General features: G+C 63.6%; 24 protein-coding genes, 1 other RNA gene and 1 pseudogene. 20 read left to right on the top strand and 6 right to left on the bottom strand.

Annotated elements, in window-relative coordinates:
• The first annotated feature begins 10 nt into the window (after positions 1–10).
• Complete coding sequence (locus tag Q0603_RS02730; protein ID WP_298721681.1) at positions 11–535, top strand: hypothetical protein; 525 nt, start codon at positions 11–13, stop codon at positions 533–535.
• Between the two features lie 258 nt (positions 536–793).
• On the opposite strand, the pseudogene Q0603_RS02725 reads toward Q0603_RS02730, so the two are convergent.
• Together Q0603_RS02725 and Q0603_RS02720 are read right to left on the bottom strand one after the other, a co-directional pair.
• Positions 794–868: pseudogene (locus Q0603_RS02725) on the bottom strand (flavoprotein); the annotation flags it as partial.
• A 68-nt stretch (positions 869–936) separates the two neighbouring features.
• Positions 937–1,152, bottom strand: a complete 216-nt coding sequence (locus tag Q0603_RS02720; protein ID WP_298721679.1) for a DUF465 domain-containing protein — start codon at positions 1,150–1,152, stop codon at positions 937–939.
• Between the two features lie 65 nt (positions 1,153–1,217).
• On the opposite strand from Q0603_RS02720, the gene Q0603_RS02715 reads away from it, so the two are divergent.
• On the top strand, positions 1,218–1,754 hold the full coding sequence (locus tag Q0603_RS02715; protein ID WP_298721676.1) for a TIGR02444 family protein: 537 nt from the start codon (positions 1,218–1,220) through the stop codon (positions 1,752–1,754).
• On the opposite strand, the gene Q0603_RS02710 is transcribed toward Q0603_RS02715, so the two are convergent.
• Positions 1,744–2,337, bottom strand: a complete 594-nt coding sequence (locus Q0603_RS02710; RefSeq protein ID WP_298721674.1) for a UbiX family flavin prenyltransferase — start codon at positions 2,335–2,337, stop codon at positions 1,744–1,746. The genes Q0603_RS02715 and Q0603_RS02710 overlap by 11 nt on opposite strands.
• Here Q0603_RS02710 and Q0603_RS02705 point away from each other — a divergent pair.
• Positions 2,336–2,521 (top strand): hypothetical protein, encoded by a 186-nt coding sequence (locus tag Q0603_RS02705; protein ID WP_298721671.1) that lies wholly within the window; start codon positions 2,336–2,338, stop codon positions 2,519–2,521. The two genes, Q0603_RS02710 and Q0603_RS02705, sit on opposite strands and share 2 nt — an antisense overlap.
• A gap of 105 nt (positions 2,522–2,626) precedes the next feature.
• On the top strand, positions 2,627–2,791 hold the full coding sequence (locus tag Q0603_RS02700) for a YdcH family protein (protein WP_298721668.1): 165 nt from the start codon (positions 2,627–2,629) through the stop codon (positions 2,789–2,791).
• Positions 2,792–2,864: 73 nt separating this feature from the next.
• On the opposite strand, the gene Q0603_RS02695 is transcribed toward Q0603_RS02700, so the two are convergent.
• Both Q0603_RS02695 and Q0603_RS02690 read right to left on the bottom strand, forming a co-directional pair.
• The gene (locus Q0603_RS02695) at positions 2,865–4,490 is read right to left on the bottom strand and encodes an acyl-CoA synthetase (protein WP_298721665.1); all 1,626 of its coding nucleotides are present in this window, start codon (positions 4,488–4,490) and stop codon (positions 2,865–2,867) included.
• A 141-nt stretch (positions 4,491–4,631) separates the two neighbouring features.
• On the bottom strand, positions 4,632–5,405 hold the full coding sequence (locus Q0603_RS02690; protein ID WP_298721662.1) for a sulfite exporter TauE/SafE family protein: 774 nt from the start codon (positions 5,403–5,405) through the stop codon (positions 4,632–4,634).
• Between the two features lie 132 nt (positions 5,406–5,537).
• On the opposite strand from Q0603_RS02690, the gene Q0603_RS02685 reads away from it, so the two are divergent.
• From Q0603_RS02685 to Q0603_RS02660, 6 genes are all read left to right on the top strand, one after another.
• Positions 5,538–6,092: a hypothetical protein gene (locus tag Q0603_RS02685; protein WP_298721659.1), complete on the top strand. Its 555-nt coding sequence runs from the start codon at positions 5,538–5,540 to the stop codon at positions 6,090–6,092.
• 71 nt (positions 6,093–6,163) lie between these two features.
• The gene (zapA, locus tag Q0603_RS02680; protein ID WP_298721656.1) at positions 6,164–6,499 is read left to right on the top strand and encodes a cell division protein ZapA; all 336 of its coding nucleotides are present in this window, start codon (positions 6,164–6,166) and stop codon (positions 6,497–6,499) included.
• A 20-nt stretch (positions 6,500–6,519) separates the two neighbouring features.
• Positions 6,520–6,666: non-coding RNA, 6S RNA (gene ssrS, locus Q0603_RS02675), on the top strand.
• A 29-nt stretch (positions 6,667–6,695) separates the two neighbouring features.
• Positions 6,696–7,325, top strand: coding sequence for a 5-formyltetrahydrofolate cyclo-ligase (locus Q0603_RS02670; RefSeq protein ID WP_298721654.1), 630 nt, complete (start codon positions 6,696–6,698; stop codon positions 7,323–7,325).
• A 4-nt stretch (positions 7,326–7,329) separates the two neighbouring features.
• A complete protein-coding gene (locus tag Q0603_RS02665; RefSeq protein WP_298721651.1) occupies positions 7,330–8,139 on the top strand; it encodes a TIGR00282 family metallophosphoesterase in 810 nt (269 codons plus the stop codon).
• Between the two features lie 3 nt (positions 8,140–8,142).
• Entirely contained in the window at positions 8,143–8,733 is a 591-nt protein-coding gene (locus Q0603_RS02660; RefSeq protein ID WP_298721648.1) for a uracil-DNA glycosylase family protein, read from the top strand.
• Positions 8,734–8,793: 60 nt separating this feature from the next.
• On the opposite strand, the gene Q0603_RS02655 is transcribed toward Q0603_RS02660, so the two are convergent.
• Entirely contained in the window at positions 8,794–9,327 is a 534-nt protein-coding gene (locus tag Q0603_RS02655) for a hypothetical protein (RefSeq protein WP_298721645.1), read from the bottom strand.
• A gap of 281 nt (positions 9,328–9,608) precedes the next feature.
• On the opposite strand from Q0603_RS02655, the gene Q0603_RS02650 reads away from it, so the two are divergent.
• From Q0603_RS02650 to pal, 10 genes are all read left to right on the top strand, one after another.
• Positions 9,609–10,358: a YebC/PmpR family DNA-binding transcriptional regulator gene (locus Q0603_RS02650; RefSeq protein WP_298721642.1), complete on the top strand. Its 750-nt coding sequence runs from the start codon at positions 9,609–9,611 to the stop codon at positions 10,356–10,358.
• 50 nt (positions 10,359–10,408) lie between these two features.
• Complete coding sequence (ruvC, locus tag Q0603_RS02645) at positions 10,409–10,927, top strand: crossover junction endodeoxyribonuclease RuvC (RefSeq protein ID WP_298721639.1); 519 nt, start codon at positions 10,409–10,411, stop codon at positions 10,925–10,927.
• Complete coding sequence (gene ruvA / locus Q0603_RS02640) at positions 10,924–11,538, top strand: Holliday junction branch migration protein RuvA (protein WP_298721636.1); 615 nt, start codon at positions 10,924–10,926, stop codon at positions 11,536–11,538. The genes ruvC and ruvA overlap by 4 nt, the downstream gene beginning before the upstream one ends.
• The gene (gene ruvB / locus Q0603_RS02635) at positions 11,535–12,602 is read left to right on the top strand and encodes a Holliday junction branch migration DNA helicase RuvB (RefSeq protein ID WP_298721634.1); all 1,068 of its coding nucleotides are present in this window, start codon (positions 11,535–11,537) and stop codon (positions 12,600–12,602) included. The genes ruvA and ruvB overlap by 4 nt, the downstream gene beginning before the upstream one ends.
• Complete coding sequence (locus tag Q0603_RS02630; RefSeq protein ID WP_298721632.1) at positions 12,595–13,020, top strand: YbgC/FadM family acyl-CoA thioesterase; 426 nt, start codon at positions 12,595–12,597, stop codon at positions 13,018–13,020. The genes ruvB and Q0603_RS02630 overlap by 8 nt, the downstream gene beginning before the upstream one ends.
• Positions 13,021–13,051: 31 nt before the next feature.
• Entirely contained in the window at positions 13,052–13,786 is a 735-nt protein-coding gene (tolQ, locus tag Q0603_RS02625; protein WP_298721630.1) for a protein TolQ, read from the top strand.
• Positions 13,787–14,248, top strand: coding sequence for a protein TolR (gene tolR / locus Q0603_RS02620; RefSeq protein WP_298721627.1), 462 nt, complete (start codon positions 13,787–13,789; stop codon positions 14,246–14,248).
• Positions 14,249–14,327: 79 nt separating this feature from the next.
• Positions 14,328–15,230 carry a hypothetical protein gene (locus Q0603_RS02615; RefSeq protein ID WP_298721625.1) on the top strand — a complete coding sequence of 301 codons (903 nt, stop codon included), beginning with the start codon at positions 14,328–14,330 and terminating at the stop codon, positions 15,228–15,230.
• Positions 15,231–15,248: 18 nt separating this feature from the next.
• The gene (tolB, locus tag Q0603_RS02610) at positions 15,249–16,604 is read left to right on the top strand and encodes a Tol-Pal system beta propeller repeat protein TolB (RefSeq protein WP_298721623.1); all 1,356 of its coding nucleotides are present in this window, start codon (positions 15,249–15,251) and stop codon (positions 16,602–16,604) included.
• Between the two features lie 350 nt (positions 16,605–16,954).
• Positions 16,955–17,464, top strand: coding sequence for a peptidoglycan-associated lipoprotein Pal (pal, locus tag Q0603_RS02605; RefSeq protein WP_298721621.1), 510 nt, complete (start codon positions 16,955–16,957; stop codon positions 17,462–17,464).
• The last annotated feature ends 77 nt before the right edge of the window (positions 17,465–17,541 follow it).

Below are 17,541 nucleotides of genomic sequence, written 5' to 3'. Positions count from 1 at the left end.
CGAGTGCAGCATGCAGACAATCAGTTCCACCGAGTTCAACCGGAGACCGGCCCGGTATTTTCGCCAGGCGGAGAAGCGGCCGATCGGCGTGGCGTTCCGCGGCCGCACACGGTGCATGCTGGTGCCCCTGGATTATGCTGGCATCGATCCGCTCGACCGGATCCGCTTCGAGGATCTGCCCCTAACAGCGCGATTCAGCCGGCAGGATATTGTTGCCTGGCTGATGGTGAGCGAGCTTGACCGGCTGCTGCGCGATCATCCGACCGAGACGCTGAAAGTCATGCGCCGCACCTTGCAGCGCTATCGCGAGGTCCGCTCTATGCGCGATGATTTCATCGATCGCTGGGAGCAACTGCTCGATGATGGCGCGCCGGCAATCCTCAGCGCGTTGCGAGAGGATAGTGATCGTGGCGCGCATCTGCGGCAGATCGCACCGGTCTCAGGATTGCTTGGGATCGCGGACCGCGAGCGTATTCTAAGCGCGGCCAATCGGCTTCTCGCAGAAAAGCGCACGATCGAGAAGCGCGGCGCGTAAGTGGAGCGCGACCAGCTGGATCATATCCTTCGGGCGTCCTAGGACATTACGAATGAACGGGAATTTGTCATCGTGGGCAGCCCGGCAGCGCTGGCGCAGCTGCCCCAATTTCCCAGCGTGATATTTTTAAATTCTTTTTTCATCCGATATTTCATCAATCAGGCCATAACGCTCACCAACGGCGTCGCGCCGTATATGACGCCGCCTCGGGCAGAGCCGCCCGCGAGGGTCTGCTGATCAACGCTGCGGCAGCTGTCGATGGCCCAGATGCATCGGCGTCTCGCGCGGCACCAACACAAGGCGGCGGCGCTCCTTCAGGGTCACGCCGGCAGCCGCGTAGTGGCATTTTCCGATGATCGCACCTCGGTGCCGATCATCGTGCATTCCTGATAGTGTGGCGGTCAGGCAATGATGTCGGGAATCAGCAGATTCTCGATCTTGGCGATCTGATCCTTCAGCGCCAGCTTGCGCTTTTTCATGCGCTGGATCTGAATCAGGTTGAGGCTTGGCTGCTCGGCCAGCGCAGTGATGGCGTCGTCGAGGTCGCGATGTTCGGCGCGGAGATCGGCGAGTTTGCGCTGCAAGGCCTCTTGGTCGATCGGACCGGTCAAATTCATTACATCAGCCGCGAGCGGGGCCCGCGCCTTTCATCCTCACGGAAAAGCGCCTAACCATAGCATGAATGAAACAGCTAGGCACGGGTGCAGACGATAATACCGGCAACCAGCGGGGTGCCGGATTCTGGGGTTTTTCCGTCGCTCTTTACGGGCGGCCGGGCGTGGCCGAGGCTTGCCTGGCCCTGCAGGACCGCTTCGGCGCTGACGTGAATATGCTGCTGCTCGGCTTCTGGCGGGCCCGGCGTGGCTTCGCCGGCTGGGCCGCAGGCGAGCTGGACCGCGCCCAGGCGGCGGTGGCCCCGGTCAACGCCGCGCTGCTGCCGCTGCGGCAGGCGCGCCGGGCGCTGAAGGATCTGCAGGCCGACGAGCCCGCGGCGGCCGCGCTCTATGACGAGGCCAAGCAGCTGGAATTGCGGCTTGAGCAGATCGCCCAGGTCTGGCTGGCGGCGGCCAGCCGGTTCAGTCCGGCGATGCAGGACACCGCCGACGAGGAAATGGCCGCGGCCGCGCATCTTTATGCCTATCTCGACGGCCTGGCCCCACGGGACGAGGCTGCCCGTGAGTTGGGTGCGGCTTTGCTGCGCGCGGCCTTTACGGCTTGAGCGGCTTGCCGCTCCAGCGTTTGACCAGCGTCGTTTCGATGCCAAACAGGTCAAGCACACGGCCTACCGTGTGGTTGACCAGATCGTCCAGGCTTTCGGGCTGAGCATAGAAGGCCGGCATCGGCGGGGCCACGATGGCGCCCATCTCCGTCACCGCAGTCATGTTGCGCAGATGGCCCAGATGCAGCGGCGTCTCGCGCGGCACCAGCACAAGGCGGCGGCGCTCCTTCAGGGTCACGTCGGCGGCCCGTGTCAGCAGGTTGGAAGTCACCCCGGTGGCGATCTCCGCCAAGGTCTTCATCGAGCATGGCATCACCACCATGCCCAGCGTCTGGAATGAACCCGATGAAATTGCCGCGCCGATATCGCTGATCGGATAGGTCTTCGCCGCCAGGGCCTTCACATCCTTGATCGCATACGGCGTTTCATAAGCGATGGTCATTTCCGCAGCGCGGGTCAGCACCAGATGCGCCTCGATGCTGCTGTTTTTGAGCCATTCCAAAAGCCGCAGTCCATAGACCACACCTGAGGCGCCGGTGATCCCAATCACCAGCCGCCGCTGCGCCGGCGCACGGATCGTCATGGTTGCGGTGGGGGCAGCTTTTGCAGCGACCGGTCGGCGGCGTGTCGCGGTAGGCACGGTTTCTGTCAATGCGGGCGGTGCCGATTTTGCCGCTGCCTTCTTCGCTGTTGCGCGACTCGTTTTGATTGTGCGGCGCATCGTCTCACATCCGAAGGAAATTTTGTCTTTGGGGCTGACAAACTGACAGGGCAGTGCTTAGATCATAACAGGCGCGTGTCGGTGCGGCCGCGCCCAGGGCTGGGGAGGCCGTGCCGGATGACGCGCTCCGAACTGACAGAAGGAGCATGCGATGAACAATACGGCGCATCTCGACACTCTCATCGAAAAACATCATGCGTTGCAAGATCAGATCGATGACGAGATTCACCGCCCCATGCCCGATCAGGTTCGCTTGACCCAACTCAAACGCGAAAAATTGAAACTTAAGGAAGAGATCACACGCTATCAGCAGTGATCCTTGCTGCTGCGCGAGAAGCGCGGCGCTGAGCCTTGAGGCTTAGGCGTCAGCGCTGACCTCAGGGCTGACCTCAGGTCAGCGCCTTCGCCTTCTCGCGCAGCTCGAACTTCTGGATCTTGCCGGTCGAGGTCTTCGGCAATTCGCCGAAGACCACGGTGCGGGGGCATTTGAACTTCGCCAGCCGCTCGCGGCAGAAGGCGATGATCTCCTCCTGCGTCGTCGTCGCGCCGGGTTTCAGCGTGACGAAGGCGCAGGGCGTCTCGCCCCAATGCGGATCGGGCCGCGCCACCACGGCGGCTTCGAGGATGTCGGGGTGCATGTAGAGCACGCCCTCGACCTCCAGCGTCGAGATATTCTCGCCGCCGGAGATGATGATGTCCTTCGAACGGTCCTTGATCTGCATGTAGCCGTCGGGGTGCAGCACGGCCAGGTCGCCGGAATGGAACCAGCCGCCGGCGAAGGCTTCCTGCGTCGCTTTCGGGTTCTTCAGATAGCCTTTCATGACGATGTTGCCGCGGAACATGATCTCGCCCATCGTCTGGCCATCGGCAGGCACGCGCAGCATGGTCTGCGGGTCCATCACGGTGACGTCTTCCTCGACGTGGTAGCGCACGCCCTGGCGCGCCTTCATCGCTGCTTTTTCGGGCAGGGGCAGGCTGTCCCATTCATCATGCCAGTCGCAGACGACGGCCGGACCATAGACTTCGGTCAGGCCGTAGACATGGGTGACGTCAAAGCCCATGGCCTCCATTGCGGCCAGCACGGCGGCCGGCGGCGCGGCGCCGGCGGTCATGCATTTCACGCCGGGCTTCAGCTTGGCTTTCACCTCTGCCGGCGCATTGATCAGCATGTTCAGCACGGTCGGCGCGCCGCAGAAATGCGTCACGCCATGATTGACGAAGCTGTCGAAGATCAAGGCCGGGTCCACCTTGCGCAGGCAGACATGCACGCCGGCCAGCATGGTGATGGTCCAGGGGAAGCACCAGCCGTCGCAATGGAACATCGGCAGGGTCCAGAGATAGACCGGATGCTTGGGCAGGTTCCAGGTCACGGCGTTGCCCATGGCGTTCAGATAGGCGCCGCGATGATGTGTCACCACGCCCTTGGGGTTGCCGGTGGTGCCCGAGGTATAGCCCAGCGCGATGGCATCCCATTCGTCGCTCGGCCCGGCCCAGGCATAATCGGGATCGCCCAGTTTCAGGAAATCCTCGTATTCGATGCTGCCGAACAGCTCGCCCGTGGTGCAGAGATGATCGTCGATGTCGATCACGTAGGGCTTGTTCTTCGATTGCGCGACGGCTTCCTTCACCACGGCGCTGTATTCGCGGTCGGTGAACAGAATCTTGGCTTCACCATGCTCAAGAATGAAAGCGATGGCGGCCGGATCGAGGCGGGTGTTGATCGCGTTGATGACCGCGCCGGTCGCCGGAATACCGAAATGCGCCTCCAGATGCGCGGGCGTGTTGGCGGCGACGATCGCCACGGTGTCGCCGCGCCGGATGCCGCGCCGTGCCAGCGCCGAGGCCAGCCGGCGGCAGCGCGCGTATAGCTCGGCATAGGTGTAACGCAAGTCGCCATGGATCACCGCAAGACGGTCGGGGAAGACCTCGGCCGTGCGGCGCAGAAAGCTTAATGGGGACAGCGGTTCGTAATTGGCGGGATTTTTATCGAGATCGCGGTCGTAAATCGTCGTCATGCGCTGTTCCTCTCAGAGCGCCAGGCGCCGGTATCCGCAGCCTTTGGGCGCTATGTGCGAGGGTTCCATCCCCCCGGCGCGCGCCACGCTAGAACAAATTGTACGGCCGCGGCAACGGCCGGAAGGGGTTGGCCAGCAACGTTATGGGAATTGCAGGCCGAATCCGTCCGCCAGCAGCTTCAGTCCACAGACGAAGGTGAACACGTAGACGATGCGGTAGAAGCCGGCATCGCTCAGCTTATGGTGCAGATAGATGCCGAGATACACCCCGGCTACTGCCACCGGGGCCAGAACCGCCGCCGTGCCCAGGTTTTCCGGCGTGAACTGGCCCAGCCACCAATAAGGGATCAGCTTGACGTAATTGACCACGGCGAAGAACACCACCGTCGTGCCGACGAACAGCGTCTTGTCCAGCCGCTGAGGCAGCAGATAGATCTGCAGGGGCGGGCCACCGGCATGGGCGATGAAGCTGGTGAAGCCCGAACAGGCGCTCCAGAACAGGCCTTTGGCGACATTGGGCGCGGTGGGTTCGGTCTGTCCGCGGCCAAGCCATTTCTGCAGTACGAAGACGACCGCGACGGCGCCGACGATGATCTGGACGCCCTTATTGCTGACATAATCTGCGGTCAAGGTTCCGATCAGGATGCCGATCAGCGCGCCTGTCAGGATGATCGCCATATTCCGGCGGTCCCACAGGCCGCGATAGCCCCACAGGCCCGCGAGATCCATGGCGCAGAGCACGGGCAGCATGATCGCCGCGGCCTGCAGGGGCGGCAGGACCAGGCTCAGCAGCGGCAGGGCAAGCAGGCTCGTGCCAGGGCCGAAGCCGCCCTTGCTGAGGCCAACGATCAATACCGCCGGAAAGGCGGCGGCATAGAACCAAGGATCGGAAATCATTGTGAACGAAGACAGCATGATATTGGAGGGGAGGTCGCTTTGGTTGACGCTTCTGTGGCACGAAGTTTATCTTCCATCTCAACTACACAAGCCAAGACCAATTATCAGAAAGAACTGATGCAATCCGGTGCCTCCGCAGCGATAGCCGCCATGGAGCGAGCGGTGCGGCGTCTGGATGCGGCGCTGGCACAGCGCGCGGCCGCCTATCGCAGCCTGTCGGACCAGCATGGGCAGCTCACGAGCGAGCTGCGCCTGCTGCGGGAAGAATTGCAGGCCGCGAAGGACGAAGCCGCCAGTCTGCGGGAACGTGCCGCCCTGGTGGATGCGTTGCGCCAGGAACTTGCCCAGATGCAGGCTGAGGCCGAGCGGGCCGGCAAGGATACGGCCGATAGCGGTCAGGCTGACGATGCGCGTATCGAAGCGCTGGAGGGGGAGATCGCTCAGCTAAAAAGCGAGCGCGATGCTTTGCAGACGCGACTCGCCGCGGCCGAGGCTGCGGCTGGATCGGGCGGTAAGGACGAGGCATCGGGCGATGGCGCCATGCCTTCCGCTGCCGGGAGTGAAGTCGCCGCGCTCAAGGCCGAATTGGCAGCGGCTCAGGCCGCGCGCGCCGAGATGCAGGCATTCCAGTCGGGCATCGCCGCAAGGCTGGAAGCCACGATGGCTCGCCTGCGCCAGGCTTTGGATGCCGAGGCGGCGCGTTAAAGCCATCGGCAATAGATTCAGGCGCTTTGCGCCTTTCAGTCAGACTGCCTTCGAGAGTTTAGGAGTGTGGCATGGGTCAGGTGAATGTGACCGTTAATAACCGCCTTTATTCGATCGGCTGCGACGATGGCGAAGAGGAGCAGGTCCGCCGCCTGTCGCAGATCATCGATGGGCGGGTACGCGAATTGGCGGCACTGGTTGGCCAGGTGGGAGAGGCGCGGCTTTTGCTCATGACGGCTTTGACCCTGGCCGACGACCTAGAGACTGCACAGCGCGATATTGCCAGCATCAAACAGGAAATCGCCGCCATGCGCGAAGAGCAGAAAACCGCGCAAGGCGACAACGATGCGCTGATTGGCCTGGCAAAACGCCTGGAGGATATTGCCGCCCGCCTGGAGAGCGCCTAAATAAGGGCTAGGACGGAGTGCTGCCCGGTACGTCAGGCATACATAACCCTGGGGCCAATGCTCATCTCTGAGGGAGCTGTCCCTGACCGGAACCGTGGTTTCGGATATACGGCGCCCACCTGGTACGCCAGGCCACAGAGGTTTGCTCACGCCAACGGCCATGGCGGGCCCGTCCGCTTCTTTTTTCCAATCGCGTTTGATTAGCACCGATCCAGATACCGACGCCCGCAAGGCCAGTTTCCGCGCCAAGCTCAAGCAGCGCCGCGCTGAAGCCGCCGCCGCCAATGGCGCGGCCATTGCACAGCTTGCTGCCGAACGGTTCCTGGCGGCGATCCCGGTTAAGGCCGGTCAGGTGGTCGCTGGCTACTGGCCAATGGGTGATGAGCTCGATCCGCGCCCGCTTTTGCAGCAGCTTCAGCGCCGGGGCGCGCTGATCGTGCTGCCGGTGATCCAGACAGGCTCCCGCCTGCTGCTGTTCCGCTTATGCAAGGATCTGAGCCAAGTGCCGCCAGCGGGCGCCTATGGCATTCCAGCCCCCCCTGAAGGCAGTTCGCCGCTGCAGCCGGATGTCCTGCTGGTGCCGCTGGTGGGTTTTGATCGCGAAGGCCATCGCCTTGGCATGGGTGGCGGCTATTATGACACGACATTGAGGGCCCTGCGGCGCACCAGGGCGGCGGGCGCAAAATTGCCGCTGGCCGTGGGCTATGCCTTCGCGGTACAGCAGGTGGCGGAACTGCCCCACGGCGACGGCGACGAGATGCTGGATTGGGTGGTGACCGAACGCGGCGCGGTCGCATTCGGTCAGAATGCTAAGGAAAGTGAGTGAGCCGGTGAAACTTCTTTATTGCGGCGATGTGGTCGGGCGGGCCGGACGTGATGCGATTGTGGCTCGCGTGCCTGAACTGCGCCGCAGCCTTGGCCTCGATTTCGTACTGGTCAATGGCGAGAATGCGGCTGCTGGCTTCGGCATCACCGGCAAGATCTGTGAGGAATTCTATGCTGCCGGCGTCGATGTCATCGTGCTCGGCAACCATGCCTGGGATCAGCGCGAGACGCTCAGCTACATCAACGGCGATCCGCGCCTGCTGCGGCCGCTGAATTATCCGAAGGGCACGCCCGGCAAGGGCGCGGGCCTGTTCACGCTGCAAAACGGCAAGAAGGTGCTGGTGATCCAGGTGATGGGCCGCATTTTCATGGACCCGCTCGATGATCCCTTCGCGGCCGTCGATGGAGAGTTGCAGAAATACCGCCTCGGTTCAGGCGCGGATGCCATCGTCGTCGATATCCATGGCGAAGCGACGTCGGAGAAAATGGCAATGGGCCACTTCTGCGATGGCCGTGTCTCGCTGGTTTGCGGCACCCATAGCCATGTGCCCACCGCAGATGCGCAGATCCTGCCCAACGGCACGGCCTATCAGACCGATGCGGGCATGTGCGGCGACTACAATTCGGTGATCGGCATGGAAAAGACCGAGCCGCTCAACCGCTTCACCCGCCGCGTGCCCGGCGGCCGTTTCGAGCCGGCGATGGGCGAGGCGACCCTCTGCGCCGTCTATGTCGAAACCGATGATCGCACCGGCCTGGCTACCCGTATCCAGCCGATCCGCCTCGGCGGCCGGCTGCAGCAGGCCATGCTATAGCGCGTGACCGGCCGCCTTCAGAGGCTGCTCGCGCAGGTGCGGGGCTGCGATCTGTGCAGCCCCTATCTGCCGCTTGGCCCGCGCCCGGTGGTCCGCTTGAAGCCCAACGCGCGGCTTTTGATCATCGGCCAGGCGCCGGGCACCAAAGTTCATCAGACCGGCTTGCCCTGGAATGACCGCAGCGGCGACGTGCTGCGCGAATGGCTGGCGATGGATCGCGATCGTTTCTACGACATGGAAACCATCGCCATCATGCCGATGGGGTTCTGCTATCCTGGTCGCGATCCGAAGGGCGGTGATAATCCGCCGCGCCCGGAATGCGCCCCGCGCTGGCATGGCCGTCTGCTGGCGCAACTTCCCAATATCCGCCTCACCTTGCTGGTCGGCCAATATGCCCAGGCGCATTATCTTGGCCGCCGGCGGGGAAAGACGATGACGGAAACGGTGCAGAATTTCCGCGCCTATTCGCCGCAATTCTTTCCGCTGCCGCATCCAAGCTGGCGCAATATCGGCTGGCGCAAACGCCAGCCCTGGTTCGATGCGGAGGTCGTGCCCGCACTGCGCCGCCACGTCGCTGCGGCGCTTAAGGACTGAAGCGCCAACGCGGCGACGAAATTCCATCGCCAATGGCGATCCGATTATAGGCCCGTTGTCTCAGCCCAGCTGACTAAAGGGCGGGGTGCCATCCTGCAGCCGGAAGGACGGGCCGATATCGACGCAGACCAGCAGCCGGTCCACGGTTTCGCCGTCGTCGGCCAGCGGCAGAACGATATGATAGATGCTGTTGATGTCCCGCTGCCTTCCGACATAGGGCAGCACGCCCTTCACCGGCGCGCGTGCGTCCACTGCGCCGGATAAATGGTCCCAGACCTTGCTGGGCGGCTGCTGGTGGGGCAGTGCGCTCATCAGCGTGCCGGTCAGATCGGAATTGCTGATGCCCCGGATCGTGGAGCCGATCTCCGCATAGCGGAAATCCAGGGGTTCCCGCTGCACCTCGAACAGGATCGTATGGGGCCGCAATGGGTCCAGCGCCGCCGTATTGACCGTCCGCCAAGACGGCATCTCGGCAGCCGAGCGGCAGGCCAGCCAATAGGCATGGGCGTCGTTCAGCAGGCGGGATTGCGGATAGCCAGGCAGCGCTCCCGAGGAATGCGGTGATGCCACCCGCGGGACGGCAATCAAACTCATGAGATCAGGCATGCGCGCCCCGTCAGGAAACTGGCGGGGCAGACCGGTGCGCCGCCGCGGCGGATGGTATAGTTCGTGTTTCTTTCCTGCAAGCGTGCGGCCTGCAACGAGCGGTAGCAAGGCATCTGCCACCGCAGTCTTCGCGCGGCTTGCAATTATCGCCCGTCAGCTTTATCCGGGCGCCAGCGGCGGCCGGCCTTCGGCTGCCCGCATGATCGGAAATATGATAAATATGCCCGATTCGTTCACAGCCCTTTATCTCATGCCATAGGTTTAAGGTCATGGCCGGCCATTCCCAGTTTAAGAACATCATGCATCGCAAGGGCGCGCAGGATGCCAAGCGCGCCAAGATCTTCACCAAGCTGATCCGCGAGTTGACCACCGCGGCCCGCATGGGCCAGCCGGACCCGGCGACCAACCCGCGCCTGCGCGCCGCCGTCCAGGCCGCCCGTGCCGCCAACATGCCGAAGGACACGGTCGAGCGCGCCATCAAGCGCGGCAGCGGCGGCGACGCGGCGGACAATTATGAAGAGGTGCGCTACGAGGGTTACGGCCCGGGCGGCGTTGCCGTGATCGTGGAAGCGCTGACTGACAACCGCAACCGCACCGCAGGCGAAGTCCGCGCTGCTTTCTCCAAGAACGGCGGCGCCCTGGGCGAAACCAACTCGGTCGCCTTCATGTTCGACCGGGTCGGCGAGATCGTCTTCCCGGTTTCTGCCGCCTCGGCCGAAGCGCTGTTCGAAGGGGCGCTGGAGGCCGGCGCCGACGACGTGCAGTCAGATGAGGACGGCCATACCGTGACCTGCAGCCAGGACGATTTCGCCCAGGTGCGCGAGGTGCTGGAAGCCAAGTTCGGCGAGCCGAAATCGGCCAAGCTGGTCTGGCGGCCGAAGACGACGACGCCGATCGACGGCGAAAAGGCCGAGACTCTGTTCAAGATGATCGAAGTCCTTGAGGATTCCGACGACGTGCAGCAGGTCTATGCCAATTTCGAGATCTCGGACGACGAGCTGAAGAAGCTCGCCAGCTGAGCGTCTCGGCAGGCAAAAGGGGGCGGGCAGTAGGCGAAGTGGCGGAGCGCATGCGCATCATCGGACTCGATCCGGGTCTGCGCGCCACCGGCTGGGGCATCATCCTCGCCGAGGGCAACCGCTTGAGCCATGTCGCCCACGGCACCATCCGCACCAACCCCGACGACGAACTCGCCTACCGGCTGCGTACCGTGCATGACGCGCTTGCGCTGCTGCTCGCCGAATGGCAGCCGCAGGCCGCCGCCGTGGAAGAGACCTTTGTCAACAAGAACCCGGCCTCGACCCTGAAGCTTGGCCAGACGCGCGGCGTCGTGCTGCTGGCGCCAGCCCAGCTTGGCCTGCCGGTGGCGGAATATGCGCCAACCATGGTCAAGAAGGCGGTGGTCGGCACCGGCCATGCCGACAAGGAACAGGTCCATGCCATGGTCAAGCGGTTGCTGCCCGGCGTGAACGTCACCGGCGCCGATGCCGCCGATGCCCTGGCGGTGGCGATCTGCCATGCGCATTTTGCCGCTTCCGCCCGTGTCGTCCGCAGCGCGGAAGCCGCGCTTTTACGGGCTGCGCGATGATCGCCAAACTCAGCGGCCTGCTCGACTCCGTCGCCGATGCCGCCTGCATTCTCGATGTCGGCGGTGTCGGCTATCAGGTCTTCTGCTCGGCACGCACCTTGCGGTCACTTCCGCGGCCAGGCGAAGCCGTGAAGCTTTATATCGAAACCCATGTCCGCGAAGACCATATCCATCTCTATGGCTTCGCGACCGAAGCCGAACGCGGCTGGTTCAATCTGCTGCAGACAGTGCAGGGCGTCGGCGCCAAAGTGGCGCTCGGCATCCTTTCGACGCTGTCGCCGGACGAACTGGTGCGCGCCATCGCCTCGGCCGACAAGACGATGCTGAACCGCTGCGACGGCGTGGGGCCGAAACTGGCGGCGCGGCTAGTCACCGAACTGAAGGACAAGGTCGGCGGCATCGATCTGGGTCCGGGTTTGCAGGCACCCCCGGGCGGTGCGGATGCGGAGAATGCCAATGGCGCCGTGGCCGATGCGCTCTCGGCGCTGGTCAATCTTGGCTACAAGCGGGCTGAGGCTTTCGGCGCGGTCACCGCGGCAGCGCGCAGCCTCGGCGACAAGGCCAATGTGCAGGATCTCATCCGCGCCGGGCTGAAGGAGTTGGCGCGATGACTGACAGGTCCAAAGCGGGCTCGCGGCTCGTTTCCGCCGCATCTGCCGATGGCGATGATTTCGAGCGCCATCTGCGCCCGCAGACCCTGGACGATTTCATCGGCCAGGCGCGCGCCCGCGAAAATCTGCAGGTATTCATCGAGGCAGCCAAGGCGCGCGGCGAAGCCTTGGACCATGTGCTGCTGCACGGGCCGCCGGGCTTGGGCAAAACCACGCTGGCACAGATCGTCGCCCGTGAGCTCGGCGTCAATTTCAAGGCCACATCCGGCCCGGTGATAGCCAAGGCCGGTGATCTCGCCGCCCTGCTTACCAATCTTGAGGCGCGCGACGTCCTGTTCATCGACGAGATCCATCGCCTCAATCCGGCGGTGGAAGAAATCCTCTATCCGGCGATGGAGGATTTCCAGCTCGACCTGATCATCGGCGAAGGCCCCTCGGCGCGCAGCGTACGCATCGACCTGCCGCCTTTTACGCTGGTTGGCGCCACCACCCGCTCAGGCCTCTTGACCACGCCACTGCGCGAACGCTTCGGCATTCCGCTGCGCCTGAATTTTTACGAGGTGGAAGAACTGGAGCTGATCGTGCGGCGCGGTGCCCGCGTGCTGAACCTCAACCTGGATGCCTCCGGCGCCCGCGAGATTGCCCGCCGTTCCCGCGGAACGCCGCGCGTCGCCGGCCGTCTGCTGCGCCGGGTGCGCGACTTCGCTGCCGTTGCCAAGGCCGATCTGGTGGATGCCGTAAAGGCCGATGCGGCGCTCAAGCGGCTGGAGGTCGACGAACGCGGGCTGGATGCCATGGACCGCCGCTACCTGACCATGATCGCGCGTGATTTCCAGGGCGGTCCTGTCGGCGTCGAGACCATCGCCGCGGCGCTGAGCGAGCCGCGCGACGCGCTGGAAGACGTGATCGAGCCTTATCTGATCCAGCAGGGGTTCCTGCAGCGCACGCCGCGCGGGCGGCTGCTCACCGCGCAGGCCTTCGCCCATCTTGGCTTGCCGATGCCGGCGCGTCCGCAGGACAGCCAGCTCGATCTGCTGGCCAGCGACGAGGACGACGATGTCTGATCAGGCCCATCGCTACGCGTTACGGGTGCAATGGGAAGACACCGATGCCGCGGGTATCGTTTATTATGCGAATTATCTGCGCTTTATCGAACGCGCCCGGTCCGACTTGCTGTTGCAGCATGGCATCGACCAGCTTGGCCTGATGCGGGGCGAGGAAGGTATCGCCTTCGCCGTTCGGGCCTGCAACATCGAATACCTCAAGCCCGCCCGCTTGCACGAAGAATTAACGGTTTTCACGACAATCACCGAATCACGCGGGGCAAGCGTCAGCCTGCAGCAGGACGTTTGGCGCGGGGAAGAGGTGCTGGCGCGAGCCTTGGTCAAGCTGGCCTGTATCGATCAGAAGGGACGCCCCACACGCGTTCCGAGGGCAATTGCGGCGATATTCGCCACACTTTCACCAAATTTGTCGCGTTGATCTGAAACTTATAACGGAAGGACCAAATCGTATGGACAGGACCGTCAGCGCCATGCCGCTCGGGGGCTCTTCAGTGGCTTCCGACTTATCGCTATGGACGCTCTTCCTCCAGGCCGACTGGATCGTCAAAGCCGTGATGTTGATGCTGGTCCTGGCCTCCTTCTGGTCGTGGGCAATCATCTTCGACAAGCTGATCAAGATCCGCAAGGTCATCGCCGATACCGACAAGTTCGAGACCGATTTCTGGTCGGGCGGCTCGCTGGATGCGCTCTATGACCGGCTGTCGATCTCCGGCCCGCAGCATCCGATGGCGGTGCTGTTCCTGGCTGCCATGCGCGAATGGCGTCGCTCCACCGAGCGCGGACTGGTGCGCGGCAAGCAGGGGCTGGGCTCCTTGCAGGTGCGCATTGGTCAGGTGATGCGCGTGTCCATTGACCGCGAGATGGAACGCCTGGAGCGTTATCTCGGTTTCCTCGCCTCCGTCGGCTCGGTCTCGCCCTTCGTCGGCCTGTTCGGCACCGTCTGGGGCATCATGAATTCCTTCCATGCCATCGCCTCCAGCAAGAACACCTCGCTGGCGGTGGTTGCGCCGGGCATTGCCGAGGCGCTGTTTGCCACCGCGCTCGGGCTGCTGGCCGCGATCCCGGCGGTGATGGCCTACAACAAGTTCTCCAATGATCTCAGCCGGCTGTCGGTGCGGCTTGAGGGTTTCGCCGGCGAGTTTTCGGCGCTGATGTCGCGCCAGCTCGACGAGGAGGCGGCCTAGATGGCGATCCAGCTCCAGGGCGGCAGCCGGTCCGGCCGGATGAAGCGCCGGCCGATGTCGGACATCAACGTCACCCCGCTGGTCGACGTGATGCTGGTGCTGCTGATCGTCTTCATGGTGGCCGCGCCGCTGCTGACCGTCGGCGTGCAGGTCGATCTGCCACAGACCCAGGCCGCTGCCATCCAGGGCCAGGACGAGCCGCTCAGCATCACGGTCGATTCCAAGGGCGTCATTTACCTTCAGGAAACACCGGTTGAGCTAGACCAGCTGGTGCCACGCCTTCAGGCGATTGCCGGCAGTGCGCCCGACCGCCGCATCTTTGTGCGCGGCGATCAGGCGATCAATTACGGCAAAGTGCTGGAAGTGATGGGTGTCATCAATTCGGGCGGCTTCACCAAGGTGGCTCTGGTCGGCAATCCGCCGAGCGGTGGCACCGGTCCGGCCAGCGGCAGCAAGCGTTGAGGCAGGAAGAGTAGGGTCGGCTGCAGTGCATCGGTCTTCGTATATATTGTCGGCGAGCCTCCATGCCGGAATCCTGGCAGTGGCGATGTTCGGCCTGCCGCACATCTTCGAACCGCCGAAGGAGGCCGAGCCGCCGGTGATCCTGGCCGAGTTCGTGCCGATCGCCGAGAAGACCAATGTTCCCAAGCCGCAGCCCAAGGCGGTCGAGAACAAGGCCGAGCCGAAGGAAGAGCCGGCGCCGGAAGTGAAGCAGGAGCCGAAGCCGCAGCCGCCGCAACAGCCGCAGGCGGTCGCACCCCCGCCCCCTCCGCCGCCACCAGCACCCGAGCCGCCCAAGCAGCAGGCCGAGGCGCCCAAGCCCGCGCCGATGCCCGAGCCTGAGCCGACGCCGAAACCGGTGCCCAAGCCGAAGGAAGAGGCCAAGCTGCCCGAGCAGCCCAAGCCGCCGGAGAAGAAGCCGGAAGCCAAGCCGACGCCGCCCAAGCCGGCACAGCGCACTGAGGAAAAATCCAAGGCGCCGAGTTTTGCCGACGTGGCGGCTTTGGTGAACAAGATGAAAGCGCCGCCGGCGACCCAGCCCAATCCGGCGCCGCAGACGGCTGCGCGCACGCCGCCGGCCTCCGCGCAGCGCATGGAAGGCCCCTCCAATCCCAATCTGCCGATCTCGATGAGCGAGAAGGATTTCATCCGCAAGCAGGTCGAAGATCAGTGGCTGTTTGATTTGGGCGCGCGGGATGCGCAGAATCTGATCGTGCGCATCCGGTTCAGCCTCAATCCGGATGGCAGCCTGCGCACGCAGCCGGAGATCGTCGATCAGGCGCGAATGTATATGCCGGGCCAGGAGGCCTACCGCTCAGCGGCTGAATCGGCGCGTCGTGCCGTGCTGAAAGCGGCACCGTTCAAACTGCCGCCGGGCAATAAGGACAAATGGAGTCAGGAGATCATCCTGAACTTCGATCCGCGACAAATGTTGGGTGGGTAAATCATGACGGAGAACAGGATGAAGCGCAGGTCCAAACTGCCGAAGCTGGGGGCGTTTCTCGCGTCGCTGATTGTTGTCTTGGCGGTCGCAAGACCTGCAACTGCGGCGGTCGAGATCGACATCACCCGCGGCAATTTCAAGCCGGTGCCGATCGCAATCTCCGATTTCGATGCCGACAATCCGCAGGCGACCAAGATCGGTCAGGACGTCGCCCGCGTCATCCGCGCCAATCTCGAACGCTCCGGCCTGTTCAAGCCGGCCGATCCGCGCGCGCATATCCAGACCCCGCAGGCCATGCGCGTGCAGCCGCGTTTTGCGGATTGGCGTGTCATCAATGTCGATGCGCTGGTCAACGGCCGCATCGAGCTGCAGGCCGACGGCCGGCTGCGCGGCGAATTCCGCCTCTGGGACGTCGCCGCCGAGCAGCAGATGACCGGCCTGGCGCTGTTCACTACCCCGGATAACTGGCGTCGCCTGGCGCATCTCATTTCGGACGCGATTTACAAGCGCGTTACCGGCGAGGACGGCTATTTCGATACCCGCATCGTCTATGTCGCCGAGAGCGGCCCGCCGGATCGCCGCATCAAGCGCCTGGGCATCATGGATCAGGATGGCGAGAATCATCGCTTCCTCACCGATGGCCGCTATCTGGTGCTGACGCCGCGCTTCTCGCCGAGCCAGCAGGAAATCACCTATCTGAGCTATTTCAACGACAAGCCGCGCGTGTATCTGTTCAACATCGATACCGGACAGCAGGAACTGGTCGGCGATTTCCCGGGCATGACCTTTGCGCCGCGTTTCTCGCCGGACGGCAATCGCGTCATCATGTCGCTGGCGGTGGACGGCAACTCCGACATCTACATGATGGATCTGCGCACGCGGCAGCGGTCGCGCCTGACCAATGATCCGGCGATCGACACCTCGCCGTCGTTTTCGCCTGATGGCCGGCAGATCACCTTCAACTCGGACCGTGGCGGCTCGAAGCAGATTTACGTGATGAATGCCGATGGCACCAACCAGCGGCGCATCAGCTTCAACCAGGGCCGCTACTCGACGCCGGTCTGGTCGCCGCGCGGCGATCTGATTGCCTTCACCAAGGAAGGCGGCGGACAATTCTCCATCGGCGTGATGCGCCCCGATGGCAGCGGCGAACGAATCCTTTCGACCTCGCCGATGGTGCAGGAAGCGCCGACCTGGGCGCCGAATGGCCGCGTGTTGATGTTCTATCGGGAAGCGCCGCCGGATGCCCGCGGGCGTGGCCAGCGCGTCCGGCTCGTCTCCATCGACCTGACCGGGTATAACGAACGGGAAATTCCTACTCCGATCGATGCCTCCGACCCGGCCTGGTCGCCGCTGTCGCCCCTGATCCGTTAATCCTTCGGGCGACAGTCAGGATACGGATTGCTGCCGCCGGGCGCTGCGGCTTTTCTGCAACAACGCTCGGCTAAGTCCTTAGCCCCTATTGATTCCCCGAAAACCGGGGCATATAGTCGATTATGACGCAATGGCTTGGACCAAGGTTCCAGCCTCGTTTGCCGTTGGTTCATTTGCAGGACAGTCCGTCTTGCAAACCCAACTCCCGACGAAGCACTCGGAACGGCGGTAACCAGTCAGGCGGGCCGCACTAGGGACGAGAAAGTGACGATCCCGAGGCGGAACGCCGGTCCTGATTTTTTGTTCTCTAGTACCTGACTCACTTCGAAACCCTTGGAGGGATAAAAAAAATGCGCCTCAACACCTTCGGCTCCAAGTTCCTGGCCGTTGCTGCCCTGGGCTTGTTCCTTGCCGCGTGCGAGAAGGCCCCCGAACAAGCCGCCTCCACCGGCGGCACCGGCACCGCTGCTGCTGCTACCACCCCTGCCGCCGGCATCCAGGCCGGCTCGGTGCAGGACTTTCAGGTTAACGTCGGCGACCGCGTGTTCTTCGACTACGACAAGTACGAGGTCAAGCCGGCTGGCCGCGCCACGCTGGACAAGCAGGCTGCTTGGCTGAAGCGCTATCCGCAGTGGAAGGTCGTGATCGAGGGTCACTGCGACGAACGCGGCACCCGCGAGTACAACCTCGCGCTGGGTGAGCGTCGCGCCAACGCCGTGAAGAACTACCTGGTCAACCAGGGCATCCCGGCGAACCGCATCACCACGATCTCCTACGGTAAGGAGCGTCCGGTGGCGCTGGGTTCGAACGAGGCTGCTTGGGCCCAGAACCGTCGCGGTGTGACGGTCCTGTCGAACTAATATCGCTTCGGGCGGCTAGGCTGCCCGGAATGATGATTTGAGGAACACCCGCTCTGCTCCTGGCTTTGGTCAGGCGC

It is taken from the genome of uncultured Ferrovibrio sp. (assembly GCF_937960835.1).
Classification (GTDB): domain Bacteria; phylum Pseudomonadota; class Alphaproteobacteria; order Ferrovibrionales; family Ferrovibrionaceae; genus Ferrovibrio.
This window is presented reverse-complemented; position numbering and strand designations above follow the sequence as displayed.